The 22325-nt window shown below is 72.0% G+C and carries 22 protein-coding genes; 13 read left to right on the top strand and 9 right to left on the bottom strand.

What is annotated here, in order from left to right:
• Nucleotides 1-5 precede the first annotated feature (5 nt).
• Complete coding sequence (locus tag OG928_RS37700; protein ID WP_331768257.1) at nucleotides 6-1253, bottom strand: cytochrome P450; 1248 nt, start codon at nucleotides 1251-1253, stop codon at nucleotides 6-8.
• 92 nt (nucleotides 1254-1345) lie between these two features.
• Nucleotides 1346-2704, bottom strand: coding sequence for a glutamine synthetase family protein (locus OG928_RS37695; protein ID WP_331766498.1), 1359 nt, complete (start codon nucleotides 2702-2704; stop codon nucleotides 1346-1348).
• A 311-nt stretch (nucleotides 2705-3015) separates the two neighbouring features.
• Between OG928_RS37695 and OG928_RS37690 the strand changes: the two genes are divergently transcribed.
• Nucleotides 3016-3819 carry an acetoacetate decarboxylase family protein gene (locus OG928_RS37690; RefSeq protein WP_331766497.1) on the top strand — a complete coding sequence of 268 codons (804 nt, stop codon included), beginning with the start codon at nucleotides 3016-3018 and terminating at the stop codon, nucleotides 3817-3819.
• 455 nt (nucleotides 3820-4274) lie between these two features.
• Nucleotides 4275-4847 carry a MarR family transcriptional regulator gene (locus OG928_RS37685; RefSeq protein WP_331766496.1) on the top strand — a complete coding sequence of 191 codons (573 nt, stop codon included), beginning with the start codon at nucleotides 4275-4277 and terminating at the stop codon, nucleotides 4845-4847.
• Between the two features lie 234 nt (nucleotides 4848-5081).
• On the opposite strand, the gene OG928_RS37680 is transcribed toward OG928_RS37685, so the two are convergent.
• On the bottom strand, nucleotides 5082-5870 hold the full coding sequence (locus OG928_RS37680; protein WP_331766495.1) for a CAP domain-containing protein: 789 nt from the start codon (nucleotides 5868-5870) through the stop codon (nucleotides 5082-5084).
• Nucleotides 5871-6088: 218 nt separating this feature from the next.
• Nucleotides 6089-7651, bottom strand: coding sequence for a sigma-70 family RNA polymerase sigma factor (locus tag OG928_RS37675; RefSeq protein ID WP_331766494.1), 1563 nt, complete (start codon nucleotides 7649-7651; stop codon nucleotides 6089-6091).
• 370 nt (nucleotides 7652-8021) lie between these two features.
• Between OG928_RS37675 and OG928_RS37670 the strand changes: the two genes are divergently transcribed.
• Complete coding sequence (locus OG928_RS37670) at nucleotides 8022-8546, top strand: GNAT family protein (protein WP_331766493.1); 525 nt, start codon at nucleotides 8022-8024, stop codon at nucleotides 8544-8546.
• Between the two features lie 53 nt (nucleotides 8547-8599).
• Here OG928_RS37670 and OG928_RS37665 read toward each other — a convergent pair whose 3' ends face one another.
• Both OG928_RS37665 and OG928_RS37660 read right to left on the bottom strand, forming a co-directional pair.
• Nucleotides 8600-9286 (bottom strand): type 1 glutamine amidotransferase, encoded by a 687-nt coding sequence (locus OG928_RS37665; RefSeq protein WP_331766492.1) that lies wholly within the window; start codon nucleotides 9284-9286, stop codon nucleotides 8600-8602.
• Nucleotides 9283-10764 (bottom strand): aldehyde dehydrogenase, encoded by a 1482-nt coding sequence (locus OG928_RS37660; RefSeq protein ID WP_331766491.1) that lies wholly within the window; start codon nucleotides 10762-10764, stop codon nucleotides 9283-9285. Before OG928_RS37660 ends, OG928_RS37665 begins: the two co-directional genes overlap by 4 nt.
• A gap of 233 nt (nucleotides 10765-10997) precedes the next feature.
• Between OG928_RS37660 and OG928_RS37655 the strand changes: the two genes are divergently transcribed.
• The 8 genes from OG928_RS37655 (at nucleotide 10998) to OG928_RS37620 (ending at nucleotide 17701) form a co-directional block, all read left to right on the top strand.
• Nucleotides 10998-12458, top strand: coding sequence for an aldehyde dehydrogenase (locus OG928_RS37655; RefSeq protein ID WP_331766490.1), 1461 nt, complete (start codon nucleotides 10998-11000; stop codon nucleotides 12456-12458).
• 2 nt (nucleotides 12459-12460) lie between these two features.
• Nucleotides 12461-13363: a catechol 1,2-dioxygenase gene (locus tag OG928_RS37650; RefSeq protein ID WP_331766489.1), complete on the top strand. Its 903-nt coding sequence runs from the start codon at nucleotides 12461-12463 to the stop codon at nucleotides 13361-13363.
• A complete protein-coding gene (locus tag OG928_RS37645) occupies nucleotides 13360-14211 on the top strand; it encodes a fumarylacetoacetate hydrolase family protein (protein WP_331766488.1) in 852 nt (283 codons plus the stop codon). The genes OG928_RS37650 and OG928_RS37645 overlap by 4 nt, the downstream gene beginning before the upstream one ends.
• A 103-nt stretch (nucleotides 14212-14314) precedes the next feature.
• Complete coding sequence (locus OG928_RS37640) at nucleotides 14315-14503, top strand: ferredoxin (protein WP_331766487.1); 189 nt, start codon at nucleotides 14315-14317, stop codon at nucleotides 14501-14503.
• Nucleotides 14504-14507: 4 nt separating this feature from the next.
• Nucleotides 14508-15692 (top strand): FAD-dependent oxidoreductase, encoded by a 1185-nt coding sequence (locus tag OG928_RS37635; protein ID WP_331766486.1) that lies wholly within the window; start codon nucleotides 14508-14510, stop codon nucleotides 15690-15692.
• Between the two features lie 157 nt (nucleotides 15693-15849).
• The gene (locus OG928_RS37630; protein WP_331766485.1) at nucleotides 15850-16185 is read left to right on the top strand and encodes a metalloregulator ArsR/SmtB family transcription factor; all 336 of its coding nucleotides are present in this window, start codon (nucleotides 15850-15852) and stop codon (nucleotides 16183-16185) included.
• Nucleotides 16186-16382: 197 nt separating this feature from the next.
• A complete protein-coding gene (locus OG928_RS37625) occupies nucleotides 16383-17258 on the top strand; it encodes a TIGR03620 family F420-dependent LLM class oxidoreductase (RefSeq protein ID WP_331768256.1) in 876 nt (291 codons plus the stop codon).
• A gap of 107 nt (nucleotides 17259-17365) precedes the next feature.
• Nucleotides 17366-17701, top strand: coding sequence for an antibiotic biosynthesis monooxygenase (locus tag OG928_RS37620; RefSeq protein WP_331766484.1), 336 nt, complete (start codon nucleotides 17366-17368; stop codon nucleotides 17699-17701).
• Between the two features lie 16 nt (nucleotides 17702-17717).
• On the opposite strand, the gene OG928_RS37615 is transcribed toward OG928_RS37620, so the two are convergent.
• Nucleotides 17718-18647, bottom strand: coding sequence for a TIGR03619 family F420-dependent LLM class oxidoreductase (locus OG928_RS37615; protein ID WP_331766483.1), 930 nt, complete (start codon nucleotides 18645-18647; stop codon nucleotides 17718-17720).
• A gap of 284 nt (nucleotides 18648-18931) precedes the next feature.
• Here OG928_RS37615 and OG928_RS37610 point away from each other — a divergent pair, with 284 nt between their 5' ends.
• Complete coding sequence (locus OG928_RS37610) at nucleotides 18932-19624, top strand: glutamine amidotransferase-related protein (protein WP_331766482.1); 693 nt, start codon at nucleotides 18932-18934, stop codon at nucleotides 19622-19624.
• A 46-nt stretch (nucleotides 19625-19670) separates the two neighbouring features.
• On the opposite strand, the gene OG928_RS37605 is transcribed toward OG928_RS37610, so the two are convergent.
• Nucleotides 19671-19955, bottom strand: a complete 285-nt coding sequence (locus tag OG928_RS37605; protein WP_331766481.1) for a hypothetical protein — start codon at nucleotides 19953-19955, stop codon at nucleotides 19671-19673.
• Nucleotides 19956-20056: 101 nt separating this feature from the next.
• A complete protein-coding gene (locus tag OG928_RS37600; protein ID WP_331766480.1) occupies nucleotides 20057-20551 on the bottom strand; it encodes a hypothetical protein in 495 nt (164 codons plus the stop codon).
• Between the two features lie 440 nt (nucleotides 20552-20991).
• On the opposite strand from OG928_RS37600, the gene OG928_RS37595 reads away from it, so the two are divergent.
• Nucleotides 20992-22323, top strand: a complete 1332-nt coding sequence (locus OG928_RS37595; RefSeq protein ID WP_331766479.1) for an MFS transporter — start codon at nucleotides 20992-20994, stop codon at nucleotides 22321-22323.
• The last annotated feature ends 2 nt before the right edge of the window (nucleotides 22324-22325 follow it).

The following is a 22325-nucleotide window of genomic DNA, read 5'->3' as shown; positions in this document are numbered from 1 at the left end:
GGTCCTCAGGCCAGGGTCACCGTCACCGGGAGTTCCTTGATGCCGTTGACGAAGTTGGAGCGGACCCTGCGGACCTCGCCGGCGAGGCGGATGTCGGCGATGCGCGGCAGGAGTTCCTCGAACATGATGCGCATCTCCAGCCGGGCCAGCGCGTTGCCGAGGCAGAAGTGCGGGCCGCCCTTGCCGAAGGTGACGTGGTCGACGTTCTTGCGCGTGACGTCGAAGTCGTACGGGTTCTCGAATACGGACTCGTCGCGGTTGCCGGACGCGAACCACAGCACCACCTTGTCGCCCTCCCGCACCTGCCGGCCGCCGAGTTCGGTGTCGCGGGTCGCGGTGCGGCGGAAGTGGTAGACCGGGGAGGCCCAGCGCAGGAACTCCTCGACCGCGTCCGGCATCAGCGCGAGGTCGTCGCGCAACCTCGCCATCTGCTCCGGGTTCTGGATCAGCGCGAGCATCGAGTGCGAGATCGCGTGCCGGGTGGTCTCGTTGCCCGCGACGACCAGGAGCAGGAAGTAGTTGTCGAAGTCGTGCCGCGACAGCGGGACACCGTCGGACGGGGTCTGGTTGACCAGCCGGCTGACCAGGTCGGTGCCCTCGCCGCCGCGCCGCTTGGCGGCCAACTCACGGCCGTAGGCGAAGACTTCGAGTGAGGCGGGACTGCGGAAGGGCAGGTCGCGGTACTGCTCGCTCTCCGCGCTCTCCAGCAGCACGTCGGCGTAGTCGGGGTCGGTGTTGCCGATGATCCGGTTGCCCCAGTCGATCAGCTTCTCGGTGTCCTCGCCCGGCACGTCCAGCATCTTCGCGAGCACGTTGATCGGGAAGTCGGCGGAGACCTCGTGCACGAAGTCGAACGTGCCCTTGGCCAACGCGTTGTCGAGGGTGCGGGCGGTCAGCCCGCGCAGGAAGGTGCCGTAGTCGGCGATCGCGCGTGGCGTGAACTGCTTCTGAAGCAGCTTGCGCAGCGCACCGTGCCGCAGCCCGTCCGTCTCCAGCATCGACCGCCGGATGGCGATCTGCGAGTCGTCGACCTCCTCCAGGTTGGTGAACCGCGAGGAGGTGAAGGTCGCCGGGTCGCGGTCGACGGCGACGATGTCCGCGTGCCGGGTCAGGGCCCAGAAGCCGCTGTTGGGGGCCGCCTCGGGCTGCCAGTGCACGGGGTCCTCGCGGCGCAGCGTGTGGAACATCCGCCACGGCGTGGCGCCGTCCAGGAAGCGGTCGTTGTCGGCGAGGTCGATCTCGTCGAGCGGCATCGGCTCGGGGGCCACGGAGGCGGCGGTGGTGGTGCTCACGGGAACTCCTCGCGGGGGATGCGGAAACGGGTCACTGGCAGCGGGTCACAGGTTCAGAGGTGGTACGCGTACTCGGTGAACTCCCAATCGGTGACGTGCCGCCGGAAGCGCGCGACCTCGTCGCGCTTGTAGGTCAGGAACGCGTCGGCGAACTGCCTGCCGAGCAGTTCGGTGATCGCCTCGTCGCCCTCGAAGGCGTCGAGCGCCTCGGTCAGCGTCGCGGGCAGCTGCGGGGCCTTGTCGGTGTCGTACCCGTAGCCCTCCAACGGCGCCGGCGGTGTCAGCTTGTCCCGCAGGCCGATGTGTACGGCGGCGAGGAGTCCGGCCATCGCGAGGTAGGGGTTGGCGCTCGCGTCGCCCAGCCGGACCTCCAGGCGTGCGCCCGCGCCGCGCTCGGGCGGGACGCGCACCATCGCGCTGCGGTTGTCCAGGCCCCAGTCGATCAGCCACGGCGCGAGCGTGTCCGGGCCGAAGCGCTTGTACGAGTTGACCGTCGGGTTCAGCAGTGCGGCCAGCGCGGGGGCGTGCGCCAGGACGCCGGCGATCGCGTGCAGCGCGGCGGAGGACAGGCCGTACGCGCCGTCCGGGTCGTCGAAGGCGTTGGTGCCGTCGGCGTCCACGCAGCTCAGGTGCAGGTGGAAGCCCGACCCGCCCTCGTCGTTGAACGGTTTGGCCATGAAGGTGGCCAACCGCCCCTCCAGGCGCGCGAGTTCCTTGACGGATGCCTTGAACCGGAAGGCCCGGTCGGCCGCGTCGAGCGCGTCCGAGTGGTCGAGGTTGATCTCGAATTGGCCCGAGGAGTACTCGTGGTTGCCGGTGGTGGCGCCGATCCCGAGCGCGCCCAGGTGCCGCAGCGTGCGCAGCAGGTGCCCGTCCGGGTCGCCGCGCCGCCCGGCCACGTACACGTTGCCGGGCGCCTCGCCGTACCGGCGCCACCCGCCCTCGCGCGCCGGATCCGGCTCGCACAGGAAGTACTCGAGTTCGGGCCCGACCACCGGCCGCAGGCCGACCTCGTCGGCCATCCGGGCCAGTACGTCGCGCAGCAGTGAGCGCGGTGCCTCGGGGGCGAGCCGCCCGGTCGCCGGGTCCATCGTCTCGCCCAGGCACCACGCGACGCCGGGCTCCCAGGGGATCGCGACGAGGGTGTCCAGGTCGGGGTAGACGCAGATGTCCGGCAGGCCCGCCTCCACGCCGCCGGCCACCGGGACGGTCTCGCCCCGCGGCGTGGTGTGGAAGACCGCCCGGCAGAACGCGAGCCCGTGTGCGCACACCGATGACAGGTGATCCACGAGGACGTCACGTCCTCGATCGGTGCCGATCAGGTCCGGGTAGGCGACGCGCACGACGTCGATGCCCCGATCCTTGAGATCGGCGACGACTTCGTGGACCCGGCCCGGTATGGATGGATTCACCGGATTCTCCTCGCGCAGGGCAGGCGGCGGCAGGACGGCCGATTCGTTTGAGCCCAAACCATATGGACGTGGAACCGGTCGCACAAGGGTTTGGGGAAGGCTTTGCGGCCGACGGCGCCCGGTGGTGGCCGGGTGTGACGGGCGTCGCGTGCGCGCGTGACGGCGAGTCGGGATCGGGCGTGACAACGCGCCGTGCGAGGCATATCGTACGGACCCAAACGATCCATCGATGCCGCATTCGGTCTTCGTGCTCCAGTGCTTCGTATTTCAGTGCTTCGTGCTTCGTGCTTCATGCTTCGAGGGAGGCGCCCATGACCGGCGTACACGGTTTCTTCCACCCCAAGACCGGCACCGGCCGGTCGTCGATGATCCCCGCGCCTCCGTGGCAGTACTCCGGGGACCTGCTCACCATCGAGTACCGCACCGACCCCGCGCGCGTCGCCGAACTGCTGCCCCCGCAGCTCGCGCTCGCCGACGAGGACCCGGGCGCCGTCGCGCTGATCTGGGCCGACTGGCAGTCCTGCTCGGGCGGCCGGGCGGAACTGCTGGACCCGGTGCGCGGCCAGTACAAGGAATGCTTCGCGGTGGTGCGCTGCCAGTACGCGGGGGTCACCTACTCGCGCTGCGTGTACATCTGGGTCGACAAGGACTTCGCGATCGCCCGCGGCCTGCACCAGGGCTACCCGAAGAAGCTCGGCTCGATCCACCAGACGCGGCCGCACCCGTACGGTCCCGCGCCCCGGATCGAGGCGGGCGCCACCTTCGGCGCGACCCTGGCCGCCGCCGACCGCCGGCTCGCCGAGGCCGTGGTGACGCTGCGCGAGCCGTCCGCGAGCAACGGCTTCGTCAACGGGCACCCGATGGCGCACCACCGCTGGCTGCCGTCGATCGAGCCGGGCAGGGGCCTCGCCCTCGACGAACTGATCGTCACCGGCGCCGAGTCCGCCGAGGGCGGCCAGGCCTGGACGGGCGACGCGGATCTGACCCTGTTCGAGGCCCCCACCGAGGAACTCGCCCGTCTGGAGGTCGACGAGGTGATCGGCGCGTACTACCGCCAGGTCGGCGTCGTCTGGAACGGCGGCACGCTCCTCGCGAGCGGCGGCTCGGGCGGGTAGTGGTCACGGTTGTCCTGAAGCACGGTCGTCCTCGAACGCCGGACGGGCTGAATCAGCCCGTCCGGCGTTCGAGGGTGTACGGGCGGGAATTCAGCCTGTCCGGCGTTTGAGGACAAGCGGGCCGCAGGCCGGCCGGATCCAGCCCGGCCGGCGCTTGAGGCCGAGGGCGGCGCTGCCGGCGCCCGGAAGGTGGGCCCGTGGGGCGCCCGGGCACGAGCGCCCGGCCACGGCACAGGCCGCGCCCGGCAACGTTGGTCCGTCGCGGCGCCCGGCACGGCCCCTCGACGCACCGCCGAAACGTCCAAGTACTCCAGTGCGAGAACGTTCCGGCGGCACGCCGAGGCACCGCACCGGACACCGCGACGGGGCAAACGTTGCCGGGCGCGGCACTAGATTGCTGGGGGAAGGCGGATCGAGCGACCGCTCGGGCGCCGACGACGTGGAAGGCGGGGCAAGTGATCGGCAAGCGGTCCATCACCGAGACGGAGAAGGCCGTCCAGGCACGACTGGGCGACATTCCGCTACGGCGCGAGCAGATGGCCGCGGTGTCGAACATCTATCGCGCGGCCGCCGCCGTGCGACAGCACCTGGAGAACTCGGTCCTGCGCGACGCCGAACTGACCTGGACCGCCTTCACCGTCCTGTGGGAGGTGTGGATCTGGGGCGAGAGCGAGACGCGCCACGTCGCCGAGGAGGCGGGCATCTCCAAGGGCACGCTCACCGGCGTCGCCCGCACCCTGGAGACCCGCGGCCTGCTCGTCCGTACCGCGCACGCCACCGACGGCCGGCTCGTCCTGTTGTCCCTGACGGCGGCGGGCGAGGAACTGATGTCCCGTATCTTCCCGGCCTTCAACGCCGAGGAGGCCTTCGTCGCCGACGACCTCACCCCCGACGAGTGCCTCACCCTCGCCGACAGCCTCCGCCGGATCGTCGCCCAGTTGGAGGCCAAGGGCGAGGACCGCCGCCAGGAACTCCTCGCCGGCAACAGCCCGAAGCCCCGGCGCGGGGGACGACGGGCGAAGGGCTAGCCCTTCGGTCGGGTCGGGGACGCCGGCTACGGTTCGGCGCCGACCTCGGGCCGAGCCACCTCCCAGGCGCTGATCGGCGCGCATGTCCCGGCCGGCGATCCGGCCGCGGCGGCGCGCCCGCGATCCGCACCGGGCAAGGGTGCGGATCGGGGCCGGCGGGATTCACCACGCGGAGGCGGGTGGGCAGGCGGGGGAGCAGACGCGGGGCGTTGTCGCGGTTGACGCGGCGGCGGCTCAGCCGTTGGCGAACTCGTGTACGCCCCACCAGCCGCTCTCGTCCCGGTACAGGCCGATGCCGACCTCGGTGTGCGAACGGTCGGTCTGGTTGCGGTAGTGGCCGGGGCTGTGCCGCCACATGTCCTGGAACTTCTCGGCCGCCTGACGGGCCGTCATGGACCCGTCGCTGAACCAGACGATGTTCTCGGACACCCCGGTACGGGCGCCCTTGACCAGGACGTCGACCTCACGGCCCGAGTGCGCGAACCCGGTCCGGCGCATGTACTCGGCCCACTTCCGGGCGAAGTCGTCGAGGTCGGACGCGCGCCGGACCGGGGCCAGGCCGACCCTGGCGCGTTCGACGTTGAGCAGTTCCAGGGACATCGCCTCGGCGTCGGATACCGCCCGGGACGACGAACTGCCGCCCGCGACGGTGGGGTTCGCGCCGACGGGGCCGTCGGCGGGGGTGTTGCGTCCGGGGGGCGTGGACGCCTTGCCCGCGTTGGTCGCGGGCTTGCGCGTGGCCGGGGTGGACGGGGTCGCGCCGGCGGACTTGGCCGGCGGTCGGCTCGCGGACGGGTCGGCCGACGCGGTGGGCGACGCCGAGGCGGCGGGCGCGGCGCTCGACGCGGACGCGGACGCGGATGTGGCGGCGGACGGTATGGCCGAGGCGGTCGCGGCACTGCCGGGGGTGGCGGCCTCGGCGCGGTCCCGGGGCTTGGCGGACGATCCGCACGCGGCGGTCACGACCGCGATGGCGGCGACGGCGAGTGACATGGACAACGTCCGGCGATGACTGCGCTGCACGATTGACGACTCCTCGAAGCGATCGACTCGGGTGAGCGGGCCGCGTGGGGAGCACCGCCGCCGAGTGGGCTCGTGAACGCCCGGGGGCTCGGCGGCCGTGTGGTCGCGGCCCGCTCCGCCGGCGGCCTGGACGCCGCCGACACCAAGAGAGACCCGCGGGGGTGACGGCGATAACGAAAAGTCAGCCGAAGATGTTTTTTCGAGCGGACCGCGCCGGCTCAGGCGGGTGCGGCGAACGTCTGGGTCCACCAGGTCGTGCCGCCGGGGGTGATGGTGACGCCGACGCCGATGTCCTTGAAGCCGCAGGACAGGATGTTGTCGCGATGGATCGGGCTGGCCATCCAGTCCGCGACCACCTGCGCGGCGTCGTACCGGCCGCGGTCGAGGTTCTCGCCCCACTGGCGCCAGCGATAGCCGGCGGCCGAGATCCGTTGCTCGGGGCGGACGCCGTCCGGGCCGACGTGGTCGTAGAAGTTCCCGGCGGCCATGGCGTCGGAGTGCTTGCGCGCGACGCTGCGGAGGCGGTCGTCCACGCGCACCGGACCGCATCCGTGCTCGGCGCGGCGGGCGTTGACCAGGTCGACGACCCGGCTTTCGAGCGCGCGCCGCGGATCGGCGGACTCCGTCGGGCGGGTCGTGGGCGTGGCCGACGGGGCCGGGGGCGGGGTGGTCGGCTCGGTGGGCGGGGGCGTCGTGGCGGGCACGGACGGTATCGACGGCGCGGTGGCCGCGACGGGCGGCGGCACGGGCGCGGCGGTACGGGGGACGGGTCCGCGTCCGGCCGGGTCAGGACGACGACGGCGAGCAGCGCCGCGACGACGACGAGGGCGGCCGCGGCGAGCGCGAGGTATCGACGCCGCGGGCGCGGCGCGCGCCTGGACACGGGGCGGCCGGCACCCGCGCCGCCCCCGGCCGCACCCCCGGCCGTGGCGGCGGATGCCACCGCCTGCGCTCCGCCGGCACCCGCGCCGCCCGCGGCGAACGCCACCGGAGTCCCCGCGTGTCCGAGCCCGTACCCCAGCAGCCCGACGGCCGGCGGCACCAGCGCCAGGCCGGCGAGCAGCCCCTCGGCCGGCGCGAGGCCGCGCTCCTGCTCGCCGCACACGGCGCAGCCGCGCGTGCCGGGAGATCCGCTTGCGCCACAGCGGCGTCGGCAGGCCGTCCCACGCGCCGGTCACCGCACCGAGGTCCGCACACGGCGGCGCCGCCGCGAGCGCCCGCACCACCACGCGGGCCGCGGCCAACTGCTCCTTCATGCGCTGGATCCGGACCGCCGCGTGCTGCGCCGTCAGCTCGACGGCGGCCACCAGTTCGGCCCGGCTCAGCTCGCCGGCCACCTCCAGCCACCACAGCGCCAGCAGTGCCCGGTCGTCGGCGTCCAGCCAGCGGGTCGCCTCGGTGACCTCGCGGCGCTGCCCCGACAGGCCCAGGCGCAGGATGGTCAGGTCCACGAAGTCGCCGCCGGGATCGGCGTACTCGCCGACCTCGTCGAGCGGCGCCGCGGTGGAGCGCCGGGTGTACCGGCTGCGGACCTGGTTGAGCGCTATGGCCACGAGCCACGACCTGAAGGCGGCGGGATCACGCAGTCCGTCCAGCCCGTCGATCGCGCGCAGCATGGTCTCCTGCACGACGTCGTCGACGTCGGCGTGCCCGCCGAGCGCCCGGCCGACCACGTTGTACACCAGCGGCAGGCAGGCCGCGACCAACTCGTCCCGCGCCCGCAGATCCCCCGTCTGCGCGGCGACCACCAGGGCCGTCCCGTACTCGTTCTCCACGCCCATCCAACTCTCTCGACCGACCGACCAGCCCGGGCCCTCCGCGCGTCGAACGCCAAATGCGCGACCCCCGCGGCACAGCCCGTGCCTGGGAGACCCGGCGGCCCGACGCGGATAACGAAAAGCCCGAGGCGAATCCCCACGGGTCGGGTCCACCCCGAGCGGAGGCCACCCCAACCCCGCCCCGAGACCCGGCCGCCTCGCCCTGCCCCTTGCGCCGGCGCTTGTCCCGTCCCTTGTCCCGCCCTTGTCCCGCCTTCATTGTCCTCACCGCGATCGCCGCCGCCGCGGTGCGTGTCCCGGACGTCCGGGTCGCGACGCGGGTCTGCGTCAACTTGCCGTTTCGGCCTCGGAGTTGCCTACTAGGGTGACTTCGATGAGCGACGATCCGGTGATACTGCGCCCGGCCCGCGAGGACGACCTGGCGCTGTTCGAGCTGTTCGTGACCGACCCGGACGCGACCGGGCGGTTCCAATGGCAGGGCTGGTCGGATCCGGGGCGTTGGCGGCGAACATGGGCGGAGAACGGACTGTTGGGGGAGGACGCCGGCCAGTTGATCGTGGCAGCCGGCGCCGACCGACTCGGCTTCGTCGCCTGGCGCAAGGCCGTCACCTCGCGGACCTCGTGGTGCTGGAACATCGGCATCCAGCTGCTCCCGCAGGCCCAGGGGCGCGGCGTCGGCACGCGGGCCCAGCTGATGCTGGTGCGGTACCTATTCGCGCACACGCCGGTGGTCCGGATCGAGGCGGACACCGAGACGGAGAACATCGCCGAGCAGCGTGCCCTGGAGAAGTGCGGCCTCACCAGGGAGGGCGTGTTGCGAAGCCTGGTCTTCCGCGACGGCCGGTGGCGGGACGTCGTGCGCTACAGCGTCCTGCGCACCGACCTCGCCCCGGAGTAACCGCCGACCCGGGCAGCCGCGACGCCCCGACCGAGACGGGGGCGCACGCGCCCCTAGAGAGCCGCCTCGATCAACGACTCGAAGAGGGCCCGTTGGGTCGGGTCGGTGGTGGCGGTGTCCTCCGGGTGCCATTGGACCGCGACGAACCAGCCGGCGGGGGACAGCGGCTCGACGGCCTCGATGGTGCCGTCGGGGGTGGTGCCGGTGACGCGCAGGCCGGGGGCCAGGCGGTCGACGGCCTGGTGGTGATAGCAGGAGGCGTGGAGCCGCTCGGTGCCGGCGGCGCGGGCCGTGGTCGAGTCGGGGAGCAGGGTCACCCGGTGCACGACGTGGCGGTGGTGGACGGGCATGTCCTGGGTCAGGGTGCCGCCGAGGGCGACGTTGACGACCTGGAGGCCGCGGCAGACGGCCAGGGTGGGCAGGCCGGTGGTGAGCGCGTGGCGGGCGGCGGCGAGGTCGAAGGCGTCCTGGGCCGGGTCGACGTCGTAGACCTCGCCGTGCACCGTGCGCGCGCCGTAGGTGGTCGGTGCCAGGTCGCCGCCGCCGGGCAGCAGCAGCGCGTCGGCCCGGGCCAGCCGGGCGGCGGCGCCGGCGGGTTCGGCCGGGTGCATCATGAACGGCTCGCCACCCGCCGCGTACACCGCCTCCGCGAGGGCGCGCGCGGTGACCTCGGCGGCGAAGCGCAGCGCGGAGGTGGTGGCCGCGAACCGGCACGGCAGCGCGATCAGGGGCCGGGTCACAGCTGCATCCAGGTGGTCTTGAGGTCGGTGTACTTCTCGAGCGCGTGCAGCGACTTGTCCCGGCCGTGGCCGGATTGCCGGACGCCGCCGAAGGGCACGTTCAGGCCGCCCTCCTCGTAGCAGTTCACCCACACCGTGCCGGCCCGGAGGGCGCGGGAGATCCGGTGCGCGGCCGACAGGTTCGAGGTCCACAGGCCCGCGGCGAGGCCGTACTCGGTCGCGTTCGCGAGCCGTACCGCCTCGTCCTCGGTGTCGAAGGTCAGGACCGCGAGGACCGGGCCGAACACCTCGTCGCGGGCGAGCGCCATGTCCGGGGCGACCCGGTCGAACACGGTCGGCTCCAGGTAGTGGCCGGGGCGATCGACCCGCTGCCCGCCGGTGCGCAGTCGCGCGCCGTCCGCGTGCGCCCGCGCGATGTGGCCCTGGACGCGGGCCAGGTGGTCCGCCGTCACCAGCGCGCCCATCGTGGTCGCGGGGTCGAGCGGGTCGCCGAGCCGCAGCGACTCGGCGTGCGCGACGACCGCGTCCACGACGTCGTCGGCGATCGAGGAGTGCACGAGCAGCCGCGAGGGGGCGGTGCACATCTCGCCCTGGTTGAAGAACACGCCCCAGGCCGCGCTCGCCGCGGCGGCGGCCACATCCGCGTCCGGGAGCACGATGTTGGGCGACTTGCCGCCCAGTTCGAGCCAGACCCGCTTGAGGTTCGAGTCGGCCGCGTAGCGCAGGAAGTGCCGGCCGACGGCGGTCGAGCCGGTGAAGGCGAGTACGTCCACCTCCGGGTGCAGGCCCAGCGCGCGGCCCGCCGTCGGGCCCTCGCCCGCGACCACGTTGAACGCGCCCGGCGGCAGCCCGGCCTCGCCGGCCAGCCGGCCCAGGCGCAGCGCGGACAGGGGGGACTGCTCGGCGGGCTTGAGTACGACCGTGCATCCGGCGGCCAGGGCGGGCGCGACCTTCCACGCGGCCATCGTGAGCGGGAAGTTCCACGGTACGACCGCCGCGACCACGCCCACGGGCTCGCGGGTGACCAGCGCGACCGCGTCGGCGGCGGTCTGTGGCGCCTCGTCGATCAGCTTGTCGGCGACCTCGCCGTACCAGCGGAACGTCGCCGCGACCGCGCGCAGCTCGATCCCGTACGCCTCGGCGACCGGCTTGCCCATCTCGAGCGCGATGGTCAGCGCCAGCTCCTCGCGGTGTGCCTCGATCGCGTCGGCGAACCGGATCAGCGCGCGCCCGCGCTCGGCGGGGGCGAGTCGTGGCCAGGGCCCGGTGTCGAAGGCGCGCCGCGCGGCGGCCACCGCGAGGTCCACCTCGGCCGGGCCCGCCCGGGCGACCCGCGCGAGTGGTTCGCCGTCGCGCGGCGCGATCACGGTGAACGTGTCGCCCGTGCCCGCGTGGTCGGCGCCGTCGATGTGGTGGACCGTGACGGGGCGCAGTCGCGCCGCCCGTTCGAGCCAGTCCGCGTGGGTGAGGTCGGCCATGACGCCCGCTTTCGCCGTTCGCTCCGAGGATCCCGCTTTCGGGAGCCGCCTGACGGTCCCGCGGGGAGGGGCCGGTCCTGGTGCCGTGGCCGGGAGCTCGCGGCGGGATCGCACACCCCAGCGGGATTGTTTGGGGGCAAACGATACAGCTCGACGCCGTCGACGGAAGGGCTTGACCGGCGCGATCGTGACTCAGTAAATTGTTTGGGGTCAAACGATTTGGAGGGTTTTCCATGACCGAGGTCACCGTCGCGGGCGTCATCGTCGACACCCGGCACTGGATCGGTGGCGAGCGCGTCGGGTCTTCGGACACCTTCACCGACGTCTCGCCGATCGACGGCAGCACCATCGGCGAGATCGCCCGGGCCGGCCGCGCCGAGGCCGACGCGGCCGTCGCCGCCGCGCGCGCCGCCTTCCCGGCCTGGGCCGCCACGCCCCCCGCCGAGCGGGCCCGGCTGCTGCACGCGATCGCCGACGGCGTCGAGGCCCGACTCGCCGATCTGGCGATCGTCGAGACCACCGACAACGGCGCACTGCTGCGTTCGCACCTGCGCGGCGTGATGCCTCGCGTCGCGCACAACTTCCGCTTCTTCGCCGACTGGCTCACCGACCACCTGGCGCACGACGACTTCGACACCCGCGGCCACGGCAATCACGTCTCGTGGGACCCCGCCGGGCCGTGCGTGCTGATCACGCCGTGGAACGCGCCGCTGATGCTGGCCACGTGGAAGATCGCCCCCGCGCTCGCGGCCGGCAACACCGTCGTGCTCAAGGCCGCCGAGTGGACGCCGCTGACCGCGTCGCTGCTCGCGGACATCACCGCCGAGGCGGGCCTGCCGGCCGGCGTGTTCAACGTCGTCCAGGGCTACGGCGAGGAGGTCGGCGCGGCGCTGACCGCGCACCCCGACGTGCGCCGGATCAGCTTCACCGGCTCGGTGCCCACCGCGCGCCGCATCGGCGCCGCGGCGGCTTCGAACCTGACCCCCGTCAGCCTCGAACTCGGCGGCAAGTCACCGCTGTTGGTCTTCGCCGACGCCGACCTCGAGCTCGCCGTCGACCTCGCGGTCGAGCAGTACGACAACGCCGGCCAGGTCTGCCTCGCCGCGACCCGCCTGCTCGTGGACGCGGCCGTCGCCGACGAGTTCACCGCGCGCTTCCTGGCCAGGGCCAAGACCCTGGTACAGGGCGATCCACGCGAGCCGGCCACCGACATGGGCCCCAACATCCACGCCGACCACGTCGAGCGCGTCGACGGCTTCGTCCGCCGCGCCCTCGACGCCGGCGCCAAGGCCCCGCTCGGCGGCGAGCGCAACGCCGACCTCGGCGGCCTGTACTACCGGCCCACCCTGCTCACCGACGTCGCCCAGGACAGCGAGATCGTCCAGGAGGAGGTCTTCGGCCCGGTGCTCACCCTCCAGACCTTCACCACCGAGGACGAGGCGATCACCCTCGCCAACGACACCCGATTCGGGCTCGCGGCAACGCTGGTGACGGGGGATCAGGAGCGCGCGGAGCGGGTCGGCGGACAGCTCGTCGCCGGAACGCTGTGGATCAACTGCTTCTTCGTCCGCGACCTCCGGGCACCGTTCGGCGGTTCGCGCCACTCCGGCGTCGGCCGCGAGGGCGGCACGTGGAGCTTCGACTTCTACTGCGACGTCAAGAACACCGTGACCTCGCCGAACGGATGGCAGTGACCATGGGAGAGATCGTCGGCGCGGGCATCCTCGCCCATTCGCCCACCATCATGCTGCCGCGCGAGATCCGCTACGAGCTCAACGAGGGCAAGGAGATCAGCCTCGTCCCCGCGCTCGCCCGGCTGCGCACCGAGGTCTTCGAGAGCCTCGACTACGACACCGTCGTCGTCTTCGACTCGCACTGGGCCACCACCGTCGAGTACGTGATCGCCGCGCACGCGCACCGGTCGGGCCTGTACACCTCCGAGGAACTCCCGCGCGGCATGCGGCAGATCCCGTACGACTTCCCCGGCGACCCCGAACTCGCGCACGCCACCGCCGGGTTCGCCGGCAGGCACGGCACCTGGATCACCCCGATCGAGGACCCGCACCTGCCGATCCACTACGCGACCGTCAACCTGTGGCACCACCTCGGCGTCCCCGGCAAGCGCTGGCTGGGCATCGGCTGCTGCCAGACCGCCGACGTCGAGGACAACCTGCGGCTCGGCCGCGCGCTCGCTGACGGCATCGCCGCCACCGACCGCAAGGTGCTCCTGATCGCGTCCGGCGCGTTCTCGCACACCTTCTGGAACCTGCGCGAACTGCGCGACCACGAGGCGTCCGACCCGGTCAACGTCCGCACCCCGCAGGCCCGCGCGGCCGACGAGCGGCGGATCGCCTGGATGGAGCGGGGCGACCACGCGAGCGTGCTCGCGGGCATGCCCGACTTCATGCAGTACAAGCCCGAGGCGCGCTTCGGGCACTACCTGATGATGCTCGGCGCGCTCGGCGAGGACCGGTGCACCGCGCCCGGCCGCCTCGTCGGCGACTACGAGAACGCCACCGGCACCGGCCAGGCCCACGTCTGGTTCGACCGGCCCGCCGCCGGCTGGACCGCCCCCACCCTCCAAGGACAGGCTTCATGACCACCACCGAGTACCGCCGCATCCTGCTCGACGGCGCCGTCGTCGAGGTCGTCCGCGAGGGCGCCGAACTGATCGCCGCCGACGGCCGCACCATCAAGACCGCCGACGCGCAACACCTGCCGCCGGTGGTGCCCGGCAAGATCATCGCCGTCCACCTCAACCACCGCAGCCGCGTCGACGAGTTCGGCACCTCGCTGCCGCCCGCGCCGACCTACTTCCACAAGCCGACGTCCTCGCTGAACGCGCACGGCGGCGCCGTGGTCCGCCCGCTCGGCTGCGATTACCTCAACTACGAGGGCGAGATCGCGATCGTCATCGGCCGCACCTGCCGCAACATCGCCCCGAGCGAGGCCGGCGCGTACATCCGCGGCTACACCGTCGCCAACGACTACGGCCTGCACGACTTCCGCGACACCGACGCGGGCTCGATGCTGCGGGTCAAGGGCTCGGACACGCTGTGCCCGCTGGGCCCCGGCCTGGTCGAGGGCTGGGACTTCCGCGGCAAGACCCTGCGCACCTTCGTCAACGGCATGGTCGTACAGGAGGGCACGACCGACGAGATGGAATGGGACATGCACTACCTCGTCGCCGACATCGCCCGCACGATCACGCTGAACCCCGGCGACGTGCTCCTGTCGGGCACGCCCGCCGGCTCGCGTCCGGTGCAGCCGGGCGACGTGGTCGAGGTCGAGGCCGAGGGCCTGGGCCGACTCACCAACCACATCGTCACCGGCCCGACCCCGATCCGCGCCGACTGCGGCGCCCAGCCCACCGCGTCCGAGGAGGTCCTGTCCACGGCCATGGGCGGGGACTGGGAGTTCCGCGGGATCCGGCCCCCCAAGCGTTGATCACGGCTTCGACCGGCGCCTCGCCCGGTAGGGCCGTAGAGCCGACCGTCATTTCGCTGCGCAGGGCCGACCATCGCTTCGCACACCAGAGAGGAACGTCGCTGTGAAGGTCATCGTCGACATGAACCGGTGCCAGGACCACGGACAGTGTGTGTTCGCCGCGCCCGAGGTCTTCCAGATCAACGCCGCGGGCCGGCTCGAATTCGTCGGCGACCCCGACGACGCGCTGCGCGACGAGGTCGAAGAGGCCGCCGACGTGTGCCCACTCCAGGCCATCACGATCGAGGACTGATCCCATGACCGATCGTCGGGTCGTCGTCGTGGGCGCGTCCATGGGCGGACTGCGCGCGGCCGAACAACTGCGCGCGGCCGGCTGGACCGGCGGTATCACGGTCGTCGGCGACGAGAAGCACATGCCGTACAACCGGCCGCCGCTGTCCAAGGACGTGCTCGCGGGCGAGGTGTCGCACGCCGCGGTCGCCTTCCGGCCGCGGGCGAGCTGCGCCGACGTCGACTGGCGACTCGGCGACGCGGTGGTCGGCGCCGACCTGACCGCGCGCACGGTACGGTTCGCCGGCGGCGACTCGCTGTCCTACGCCGGCCTCGTGGTCGCCACGGGACTGCGCCCGCGCCGGCTGACCTGCCCGGGACCGAGCGCGGGCCGCCACGTGGTGCGCACCCTGGACGACGCGCAGGCGTTGCGCGCCGCGCTCGGTCCGGGCCGCCGCGTGGTGGTCGTGGGCGCCGGGTTCATCGGGTGCGAGGTCGCCGCGACCGCGCGCTCGCTCGGCGCCGACGTCACCGTGGTCGCGCCCGAGGCGGAGCCCATGCAGCGCCCGCTGGGCACCGAGCTCGGGGCGGCGCTGCGCCGACGTCATCTCGCGCACGGCGTCCGGTTCGAACTCGGCCGCACGGTGGGGCACTTGGTGGGCGAGGAGCGCGTGCGCGGCATCGTCCTGGACGACGGCCGCGAACTGCCCGCGGATACCGTGGTCGAGGCGGTCGGCTCGATCCCCAACACCGAATGGCTCGCCGACAACGGCCTCGACCTCGGCGACGGGGTGCGCTGCGACGCGCTGTTGCGGGTCGAGTCGCGCCCGGACGTGGTCGCGGTCGGGGACGTGGCCCGGTTCGCGAACCCGCGCTACGACGACGTCCCGCGCCGGGTCGAACACTGGAGCATCCCCACCGACAGCGCCAAACACGCGGCCCGGACGCTGGCGGCGCACCTGGCGGGCGTGGCGCACGACGCGTCCGCGTTCGCGCCGCTGCCGACGTTCTGGTCGGACCAGTACGAGGAGCGGCTTCAGTCGTTCGGGGCGCCGGGGCTGGGGGGCGGGGACGTCCGCCTGCTGGAGGGGGAGTGGGACGGGGACTGCGCGGTGGGGTACTACCGCGACGGGGAGCTGATGGGAGTGGTGGCGTTGGGGGGCAAGGCGATCGCGTTGGCGGGGAAGTATCGACGCGAGTTGGTGGCCTGAGGGGCGCCGGACCGCGGGTGCCGGGCGCACCGGGTCCGGCCGGCCGCATCACGACGGAACACATTGCGGCCGGGCTCGACCGCTTGCCGGCGGGCCACGTGTGTAGTATCGAGATTCCTCGAATTGTTGTGCTCGACCCTACGCGTCTCGACGGCCCATGACGACACACGCGAACCCCGCACCGGACAACGCCGCGCAGCTCCTTGACGTGTTCAAGGCGCTCGCCAATCCCGTGCGGCTCCAGATGCTCGAGTGGCTGCGCGATCCCGAGCGTCATTTTCCTGTGGAGCAGGCGATCGCCGACGACGTCGGTGTGTGCGTGAGCCACATCCAGGCCAAGACCGGGTTGGCACAGTCGACCGTCTCCGCCTACATGGCATCGCTGGAGCGTGCCGGGCTGGTCCGGTCCACCCGCGTCGGGAAGTGGACGCACTACCGGCGCGACGAGCAACACATCGCCCGGATCGTCGACGTGCTCGGACGCTCGCTCTAGTCCTCGGTCGGCACGGCCCCGGGTTGGGAGCAGCGGCTCGCCGCCGTCCAGTCTCGCCGTCGTCCAGTGGTCTTGCGGTCTTGCGGTCTTGCGGTCTTGATTCATATCGATCTTCTGCGATACTTCGATTCGTTCGAATTTCGCGAGGGGCGGTCACGTACCGTCGATCAGGAGGAGACATGGGCGCCATCGACGGGATGGATCTGGGGCGCTTCGGGGTCTGGACGTTCGACTTCGAAGACCAGCCCGCGAGCCTGATGCGAGACTCCATCCAGGAACTCGAAGGGCTCGGCTGGCAGGCGTTCTGGATACCGGAGCGGGACGGCCGCGAGGCGCTGACGCATGCCGGGTTCCTGCTGTCCAGTACCGAGCGGATCAACATCGTCAACGGCATCGCGGGGATCTGGTCCCGCGAGCCGCAGTGGACCAAGGGCGCGGCGCTGCTGCTGGCCGACGCCTACCCGGATCGCCACCTGCTCGGCCTCGGTTTCGGCGGCGAGCGGCCCGGGACCAGGCCGCTACAGGCGATGAGCGACTACCTGGACGCCATGGACGCGGCGACGAGCGCGAACCCTCTTCCGAAGGCGCCCATGCGACGCGTGCTGGCGGCGTACGGGCCGAAGATGCTCGAGATGGCCCGCGACCGCTCCCAGGGCGCGCACACCTACCACGTGACGGTGCGGCACACGGCGCAGGCGCGGGAGGTGCTGGGCGAGGGCCCGTTCCTCGGGGTCGAGCACGCGGTGCTCTTCGAAAGCGACCCGGACAAGGCACGCGAGATCGCGCGCGAGCACCTGCACGTGTACTTCACCACGAAGTACAACATCGCCAAGTTCCTTCGCCTGGGCTACACCGAAGCCGACATCGACGGCGGCCGCGGCAGCGACCGCCTCGTCGACGACCTGGTGTTCTGGGGCGACCTCGACACGATCGTCCGCAAGCTGCACGGCCACCTCGACGCCGGCGCCGACCACGTCGGCATCCAGGTGCTGGGCACCGAACCCGGGCGATCGGCCATGCCGCAGTGGCGGCGGCTGGCCGAGGCGCTGCTGCCCGGGCCGGTCGCTACGTAAGCCGTGCGGCCGGCGCGGGAGGCGGCACGGATCGGGAACGTCGGCGCGGTCGTCGGCGGGGGCATCCCGTAAAGACCGCGTTCGGGCACCCGAGTACGGTCGGGTGGATGACAGACCGGATTTCTTTCGCGCCCGGCCAGGTGGTCACCGTCTTCCGCTCCCGGCTGCGGGACGAGGCCGCGCCCGAGTTCGGGGAGTTGGCGGCCGAGATGCTCGAAGCGGCGCGGTCGATGCCCGGCTTCGTCGACTACAAGGTCTACTTCGCGGACGACGGCGAGCGGGTGTCGGTGATCGTCTTCGACCGCCTCGAATCCCAGCGCGCCTGGGCCGCCGACCCCCGCCACCGCGCGGCGCAACAGGCCGGCCGCGACCGCTTCTACAGCGAGTACAGCCTGCAGGTCTCGATGTGTGTGGAGGCGTGGGAGTTCCCGGCGGTGGGGTGAGCGGCTCGGGGCGGGGTCACAGGGCGGCGACGCGTCGCACGATCTCTTTGCACAAGGGGCCCACCTCGGCCAGGTCGTCGGTGTACTGGGACGGCTTGACGCAAATGGTGGTGAAGCCGCGGGCCAGTTGCTCGGGGATCGATTCCAGGGCGAGGGCGATCGGGGCCGGGCTGTGCGCGTCCGGGAAGGTGGGCCGGATCCCGCCGACCATCTCCAGGTCGGCCGGGTCGCGCCCGGCCTCGGTCAGGGCGGCGCGCAGCGCGGTCAGCTCCGCGTCCGTCGGCTGCCCGAGCGGGTGGAAGCCGTGGCCGTACCGGACCAGTCGGCGCAGCAGCGCGTCGTGCAGCGAACTGCCGCCCAGCCAAAGGCGCGGGCCGGACTCGCGGTAGGCCTTGGGCACGAGGTAGGCGTCCTGGAACCGGTAGTGCTCCCCGGCGTACGAGGCGGGAGTGTCCCGCCACAGCACCTCCCAGGCGGCCAGGTGTTCGTCGAGCAGCCGCCCGCGCAGCCTGAACGACACGTCCAGGGCCTCGTACTCGGGACGGTGCCAGCTCACGATCGGCTGCGCGACCAGGCGCCCCTCGCTGAGCAGGTCGAGCGTGGCCAACTGCTGCGCCAGCGCGATCGGGTGGCGCAGCGGCGCGATGACGCCGGCCGCGATCAGCCGCAGGCGGGTGGTCCGCGCGGCGATCGCGGACAGCAGGAGCAGCGAGTTGGGCCAGGGCGTCGCCGGGTCCTGGTTGCCCGGGAGCGCGTACTCGCGCGGGTTGGCCATCAGCCCGTTCGCGTCCGAGCCGGGACCGAGCACGATGTGCTCGCTGGCCATGACGCCGTCGAACCCGGCGTCCTCCGCCTCGACGGCGACGCGCACCAGGGCACGCAGGTCGCGCGGGTCGGTGAGGGTCCAGTTCTCGCTGAGGACGAGGATCAGGCGTGGGGCGGACATGGTGTTCCCTTCGGGTGCGGGTGCGGGTACGCGTGCGGGTGCATCGGGCTCGGCCACGGCACAAGGGCGTGTCTCCAATCCTCTCGATATTATTTGAGGCCAAACGATATGGACCTTGTCGCTGTTGTCACAAGAGTTCAAGGGAGATTATTTGGTAGCAAACGAGAGTGGGCCCCGCGCTTGACGGCCCGGCGACCCGGCGGTCGCCGCGTCTTGTGGCGTGGGTTCGGCCGGCTTATCGTTTGGGATCAAATTAATTTGCCGTCGACGGAAAGCCGGGTCCGGTGCGCGCCTTGATCATTCGCCACGATCACCCCTCGAACGCCGGGTTCGTCGGCGAACGACTGGCCGAACGTGGCTTCGTGCCGCACGAGGTCACCGTCGTCCCCGAGGAGCGGTTCCATTCCCCCGACGTGCGCGTCGACTTCCCCCGACCCGACGACTACGACGTCGTCGTATCGCTCGGCGCTCCGTGGTCGGTGTACGACACGGCGGCGATCGGCACCTGGATCGACGACGAACTCACGCTGCTGCGCGAGGCGTTCAAGGCGGACGTCCCCGTCCTGGGGATCTGCTTCGGCGCCCAGGCCCTGGCCGCGGCACTCGGCGGCACGGTCGAGCGGGCGCCCTCGTTCGAGATCGGCCGGCACGAGGTCGACTCCGACGACCCGGCTCTGATCGCGCCGGGCCCGTGGTACCAGTGGCACTTCGACCGCTTCACCGTCCCTCCGGGCGCCCGTGAGATCGCCCGCTCGGCGGCCGGCCCGCAGGCGTACGTGGTGGGTCGCTCGCTCGGCGTGCAGTTCCACCCCGAGGTAACGCCGGAGATCATGACGGCGTGGCTGGAGAACGGCGGCGACACGCAGGCCGAGGAACTGGGCCTGGACGTGGCGGCCCTGCGGCTGCCCTTGCCGGGCGCACGGGAGCGGGCGCATGCCCTGGTGGACGCGTTCCTGGCGGACGTCGCGAAGCTTTGAGGTGGGCTCGGTGGCATCGGTCGCGTCGGTGAGGCGCTGGGGATCGCTACTCGTCCGGTGACGAACCGCCCGTGGGCAGCACAGGAGACCCGAGCCGGCCCCGCCCGATCGACGCGAGTTCCCGCAGTGTGCCTTGCTGTACGAAGTCGTACACCTGGAGCCGTTCGCCGGCCGCTTCGAGGTAGTCGGCCGTCGGGGCGTATCGCCAGAACACGGCGTCGTCGCCGGTCGCACCGAGCACCTCGGGGAAATCGACGTGTGCCCAGGGTCCGCCCACCTCGAACCGTTCACCGTCACGCGGTCCGCCACTGCATACGGCGTTGTAACCCATGTCCTGGTCTCCTTCGGGCGGCCGCCCCCTGACCCCAGTGTCCGTCTCGGCCACCGGAGCCCGCGCGCCGAGCGCACTCCCCGGCGTCGGCGGGCTCGTCGTCAGTGCCCCAGCGCCGCCTTGGCGGCCACGATGACCAGGCCGAGGACGAGGTTGACCGCACCCTCGGCGATCACCAGGCCGCGGGTGGCGCCGGCTCGGGCGGCGCCGAGGGACGCCCAGAGGACCTGCTGGAACACGGCGATACCGAGGGCGAGCCATCCGGCGGAGTTCACGCTCAACCCCAGGACGGGGCTGACGGCCACGGCGGCGGCGGGCAGCGCGGCGGCCTCGACGATGGACCACTCGTGCCCCGCGACCCGGCGGACTTCGCGCCAGGTCCAGGACTGGCCCACCAGTCGTTCACCCACCAGGTGCGCGTAGACGTGCGCGGCCCAGAACACCAGTCCGGTGATGATCAGCATCAGGATGAGCTGAAGGCGCGGAAATTGACCGAGGGTCCCGGCGGCGGCCACCACGGAGGCGGCGAGCAGCGATCCGTACACGGCACCCGCGTAGTCGGTCCGGGAGGCACCGGGCCGGTTGTCGTCCCGCATGCTCTCGGACGCTTCGGGGGAACCACGCACTTTCCCACGATATGAGGCCGGCGAGGGCGGTGCCTGTTGAACACGTCGCTCGTGTGCGGCGATCGTGTCGCCCGGCAGGCCCCCGGGAGCGAGGGGTCGCCGAAGCCACGAGATCGCGGGCCGGCCCGTCCGCTCGACGCATCGTGAGAGCGACCATAGACAGACCTGTCTGTAGGCGTCAAATCCATGATCGTGGCGGCTTCGAGGCGGTGCGACGGGCACGTGTGCGCGGTGCGTCAAGGCGTGTGCGCGGGATGGCAAGACCTGGTGAACGGGCGCGCCGAAGCTGGGGCATCCGCATTTCCGGACCGCGGCGTATCGCCTCCCGTGACCGGCCGGTTCGCGGCCCGCCCGGCGTTACTCGGCCGGCGGACTTCCACGTCGCCCCACCTTCTCGGACGGAAATCACGATGAGCACGACTGTGCCCGAACACGACCGGCCCGCGCCGGAAGAACCATCGGTGTCCGTGTCCATACCGGTGTCCGCGTATCGCCTCGGCCCGCTGTACCTGACCCTGCCGCTGGCCAACATCGCGCTGTACATGATCTGGATCGGGATGGGCAGCTTCCTGATCCCGTGGCAGGTGGCCGAGATCACCGGCGGCAACAACCCCGACGCGCTGTCGACGGCGAGCACCACCGGCGCGGTCCTGGCCACCATCGGCAATCCGCTGTTCGGCGTGCTGTCCGACCGCACCCGGTCGCGTTTCGGCCGACGCACCCCCTGGATCCTGCTGTGCGGCGGGATCGGTTCGCTGGCCCTGGTCGGCCAGGCGCACGCGTCGTCGATCGCGATGCTCGGACTGAGCTGGGGCGTCGTGCAGTTCTTCATGAACGGCTACATGGCGGCGTCCACCGCGGCCATGCCGGACCGGGTGCCGGTGCGCAAATACGGGGTCTTCTCGGCGATGGTCGGCCTGGGCATCCCCGTGGCCACGATCATCGTCTCGCTGATCATCGGCGGCGTACCCGGCGACAAGTTCGGCCTGTCCGGGACCATCGGCGGGTTCGACGGCAGGTTCATGGGCGCGGACGGCTACTACCTGATCGCCGCCCTGGTCGCGGCGTCCGCGCTGATCTTCGTGGTGGTGTCCCCGGACAAGTCGTCGAAGCACCTGCCGCGCGAGCCGTTCGACGTCAAGGAGTTCCTGTCCGGCTTCTGGGTCGACCCCCGCAAGCACCCGGACTTCGCGTGGGCGTTCTGCTCGCGCTTCGGCGTGATGCTCGGCTACTGGGTGGTCAGCGTCTACACGATGTACATCCTCGCCGACTACATCGAGGTGCCCGGTGCGGAACTGGGCTCCCTGATGGGGTACCAGCTGATCATCAACGCGGTGGCCACGATCGTCGCCTCGATGGTGATCGGCCCGCTGGTGGACAAGGTCGGCCGGCTCAAGCCGTTCGTCCTGGTCTGCGGCATCGGCTCCGCCGCGTCGCTGGCCATCCCGATGTTGTCGCCGACCGAGAACGGGATGAACTGGTTCCAGGTCGTCAACGGCATCTTCTTCGGCACCTACATGGCGGTCGACCTCGCGCTGATGACCAAGGTGCTGCCGACGACCGGCGACGCGGGCAAGGACCTCGGCATCGTCAACATCGCCGCCGCCGGCCCGCAGATCGTCGCGCCGACCGTGGCCGGTTGGATCGTCGACGCGGGCGGCTACGACATGATCTTCCCGATCGCCGCGGTGATCTCGCTGCTGGGCGCGTTCCTGGTCCTGAAGGTACGTTCCGTGCGGTAGCG

This window comes from Embleya sp. NBC_00896 (assembly GCF_045207785.1).
Taxonomy (GTDB): domain Bacteria; phylum Actinomycetota; class Actinomycetes; order Streptomycetales; family Streptomycetaceae; genus Embleya.
This window is presented reverse-complemented; position numbering and strand designations above follow the sequence as displayed.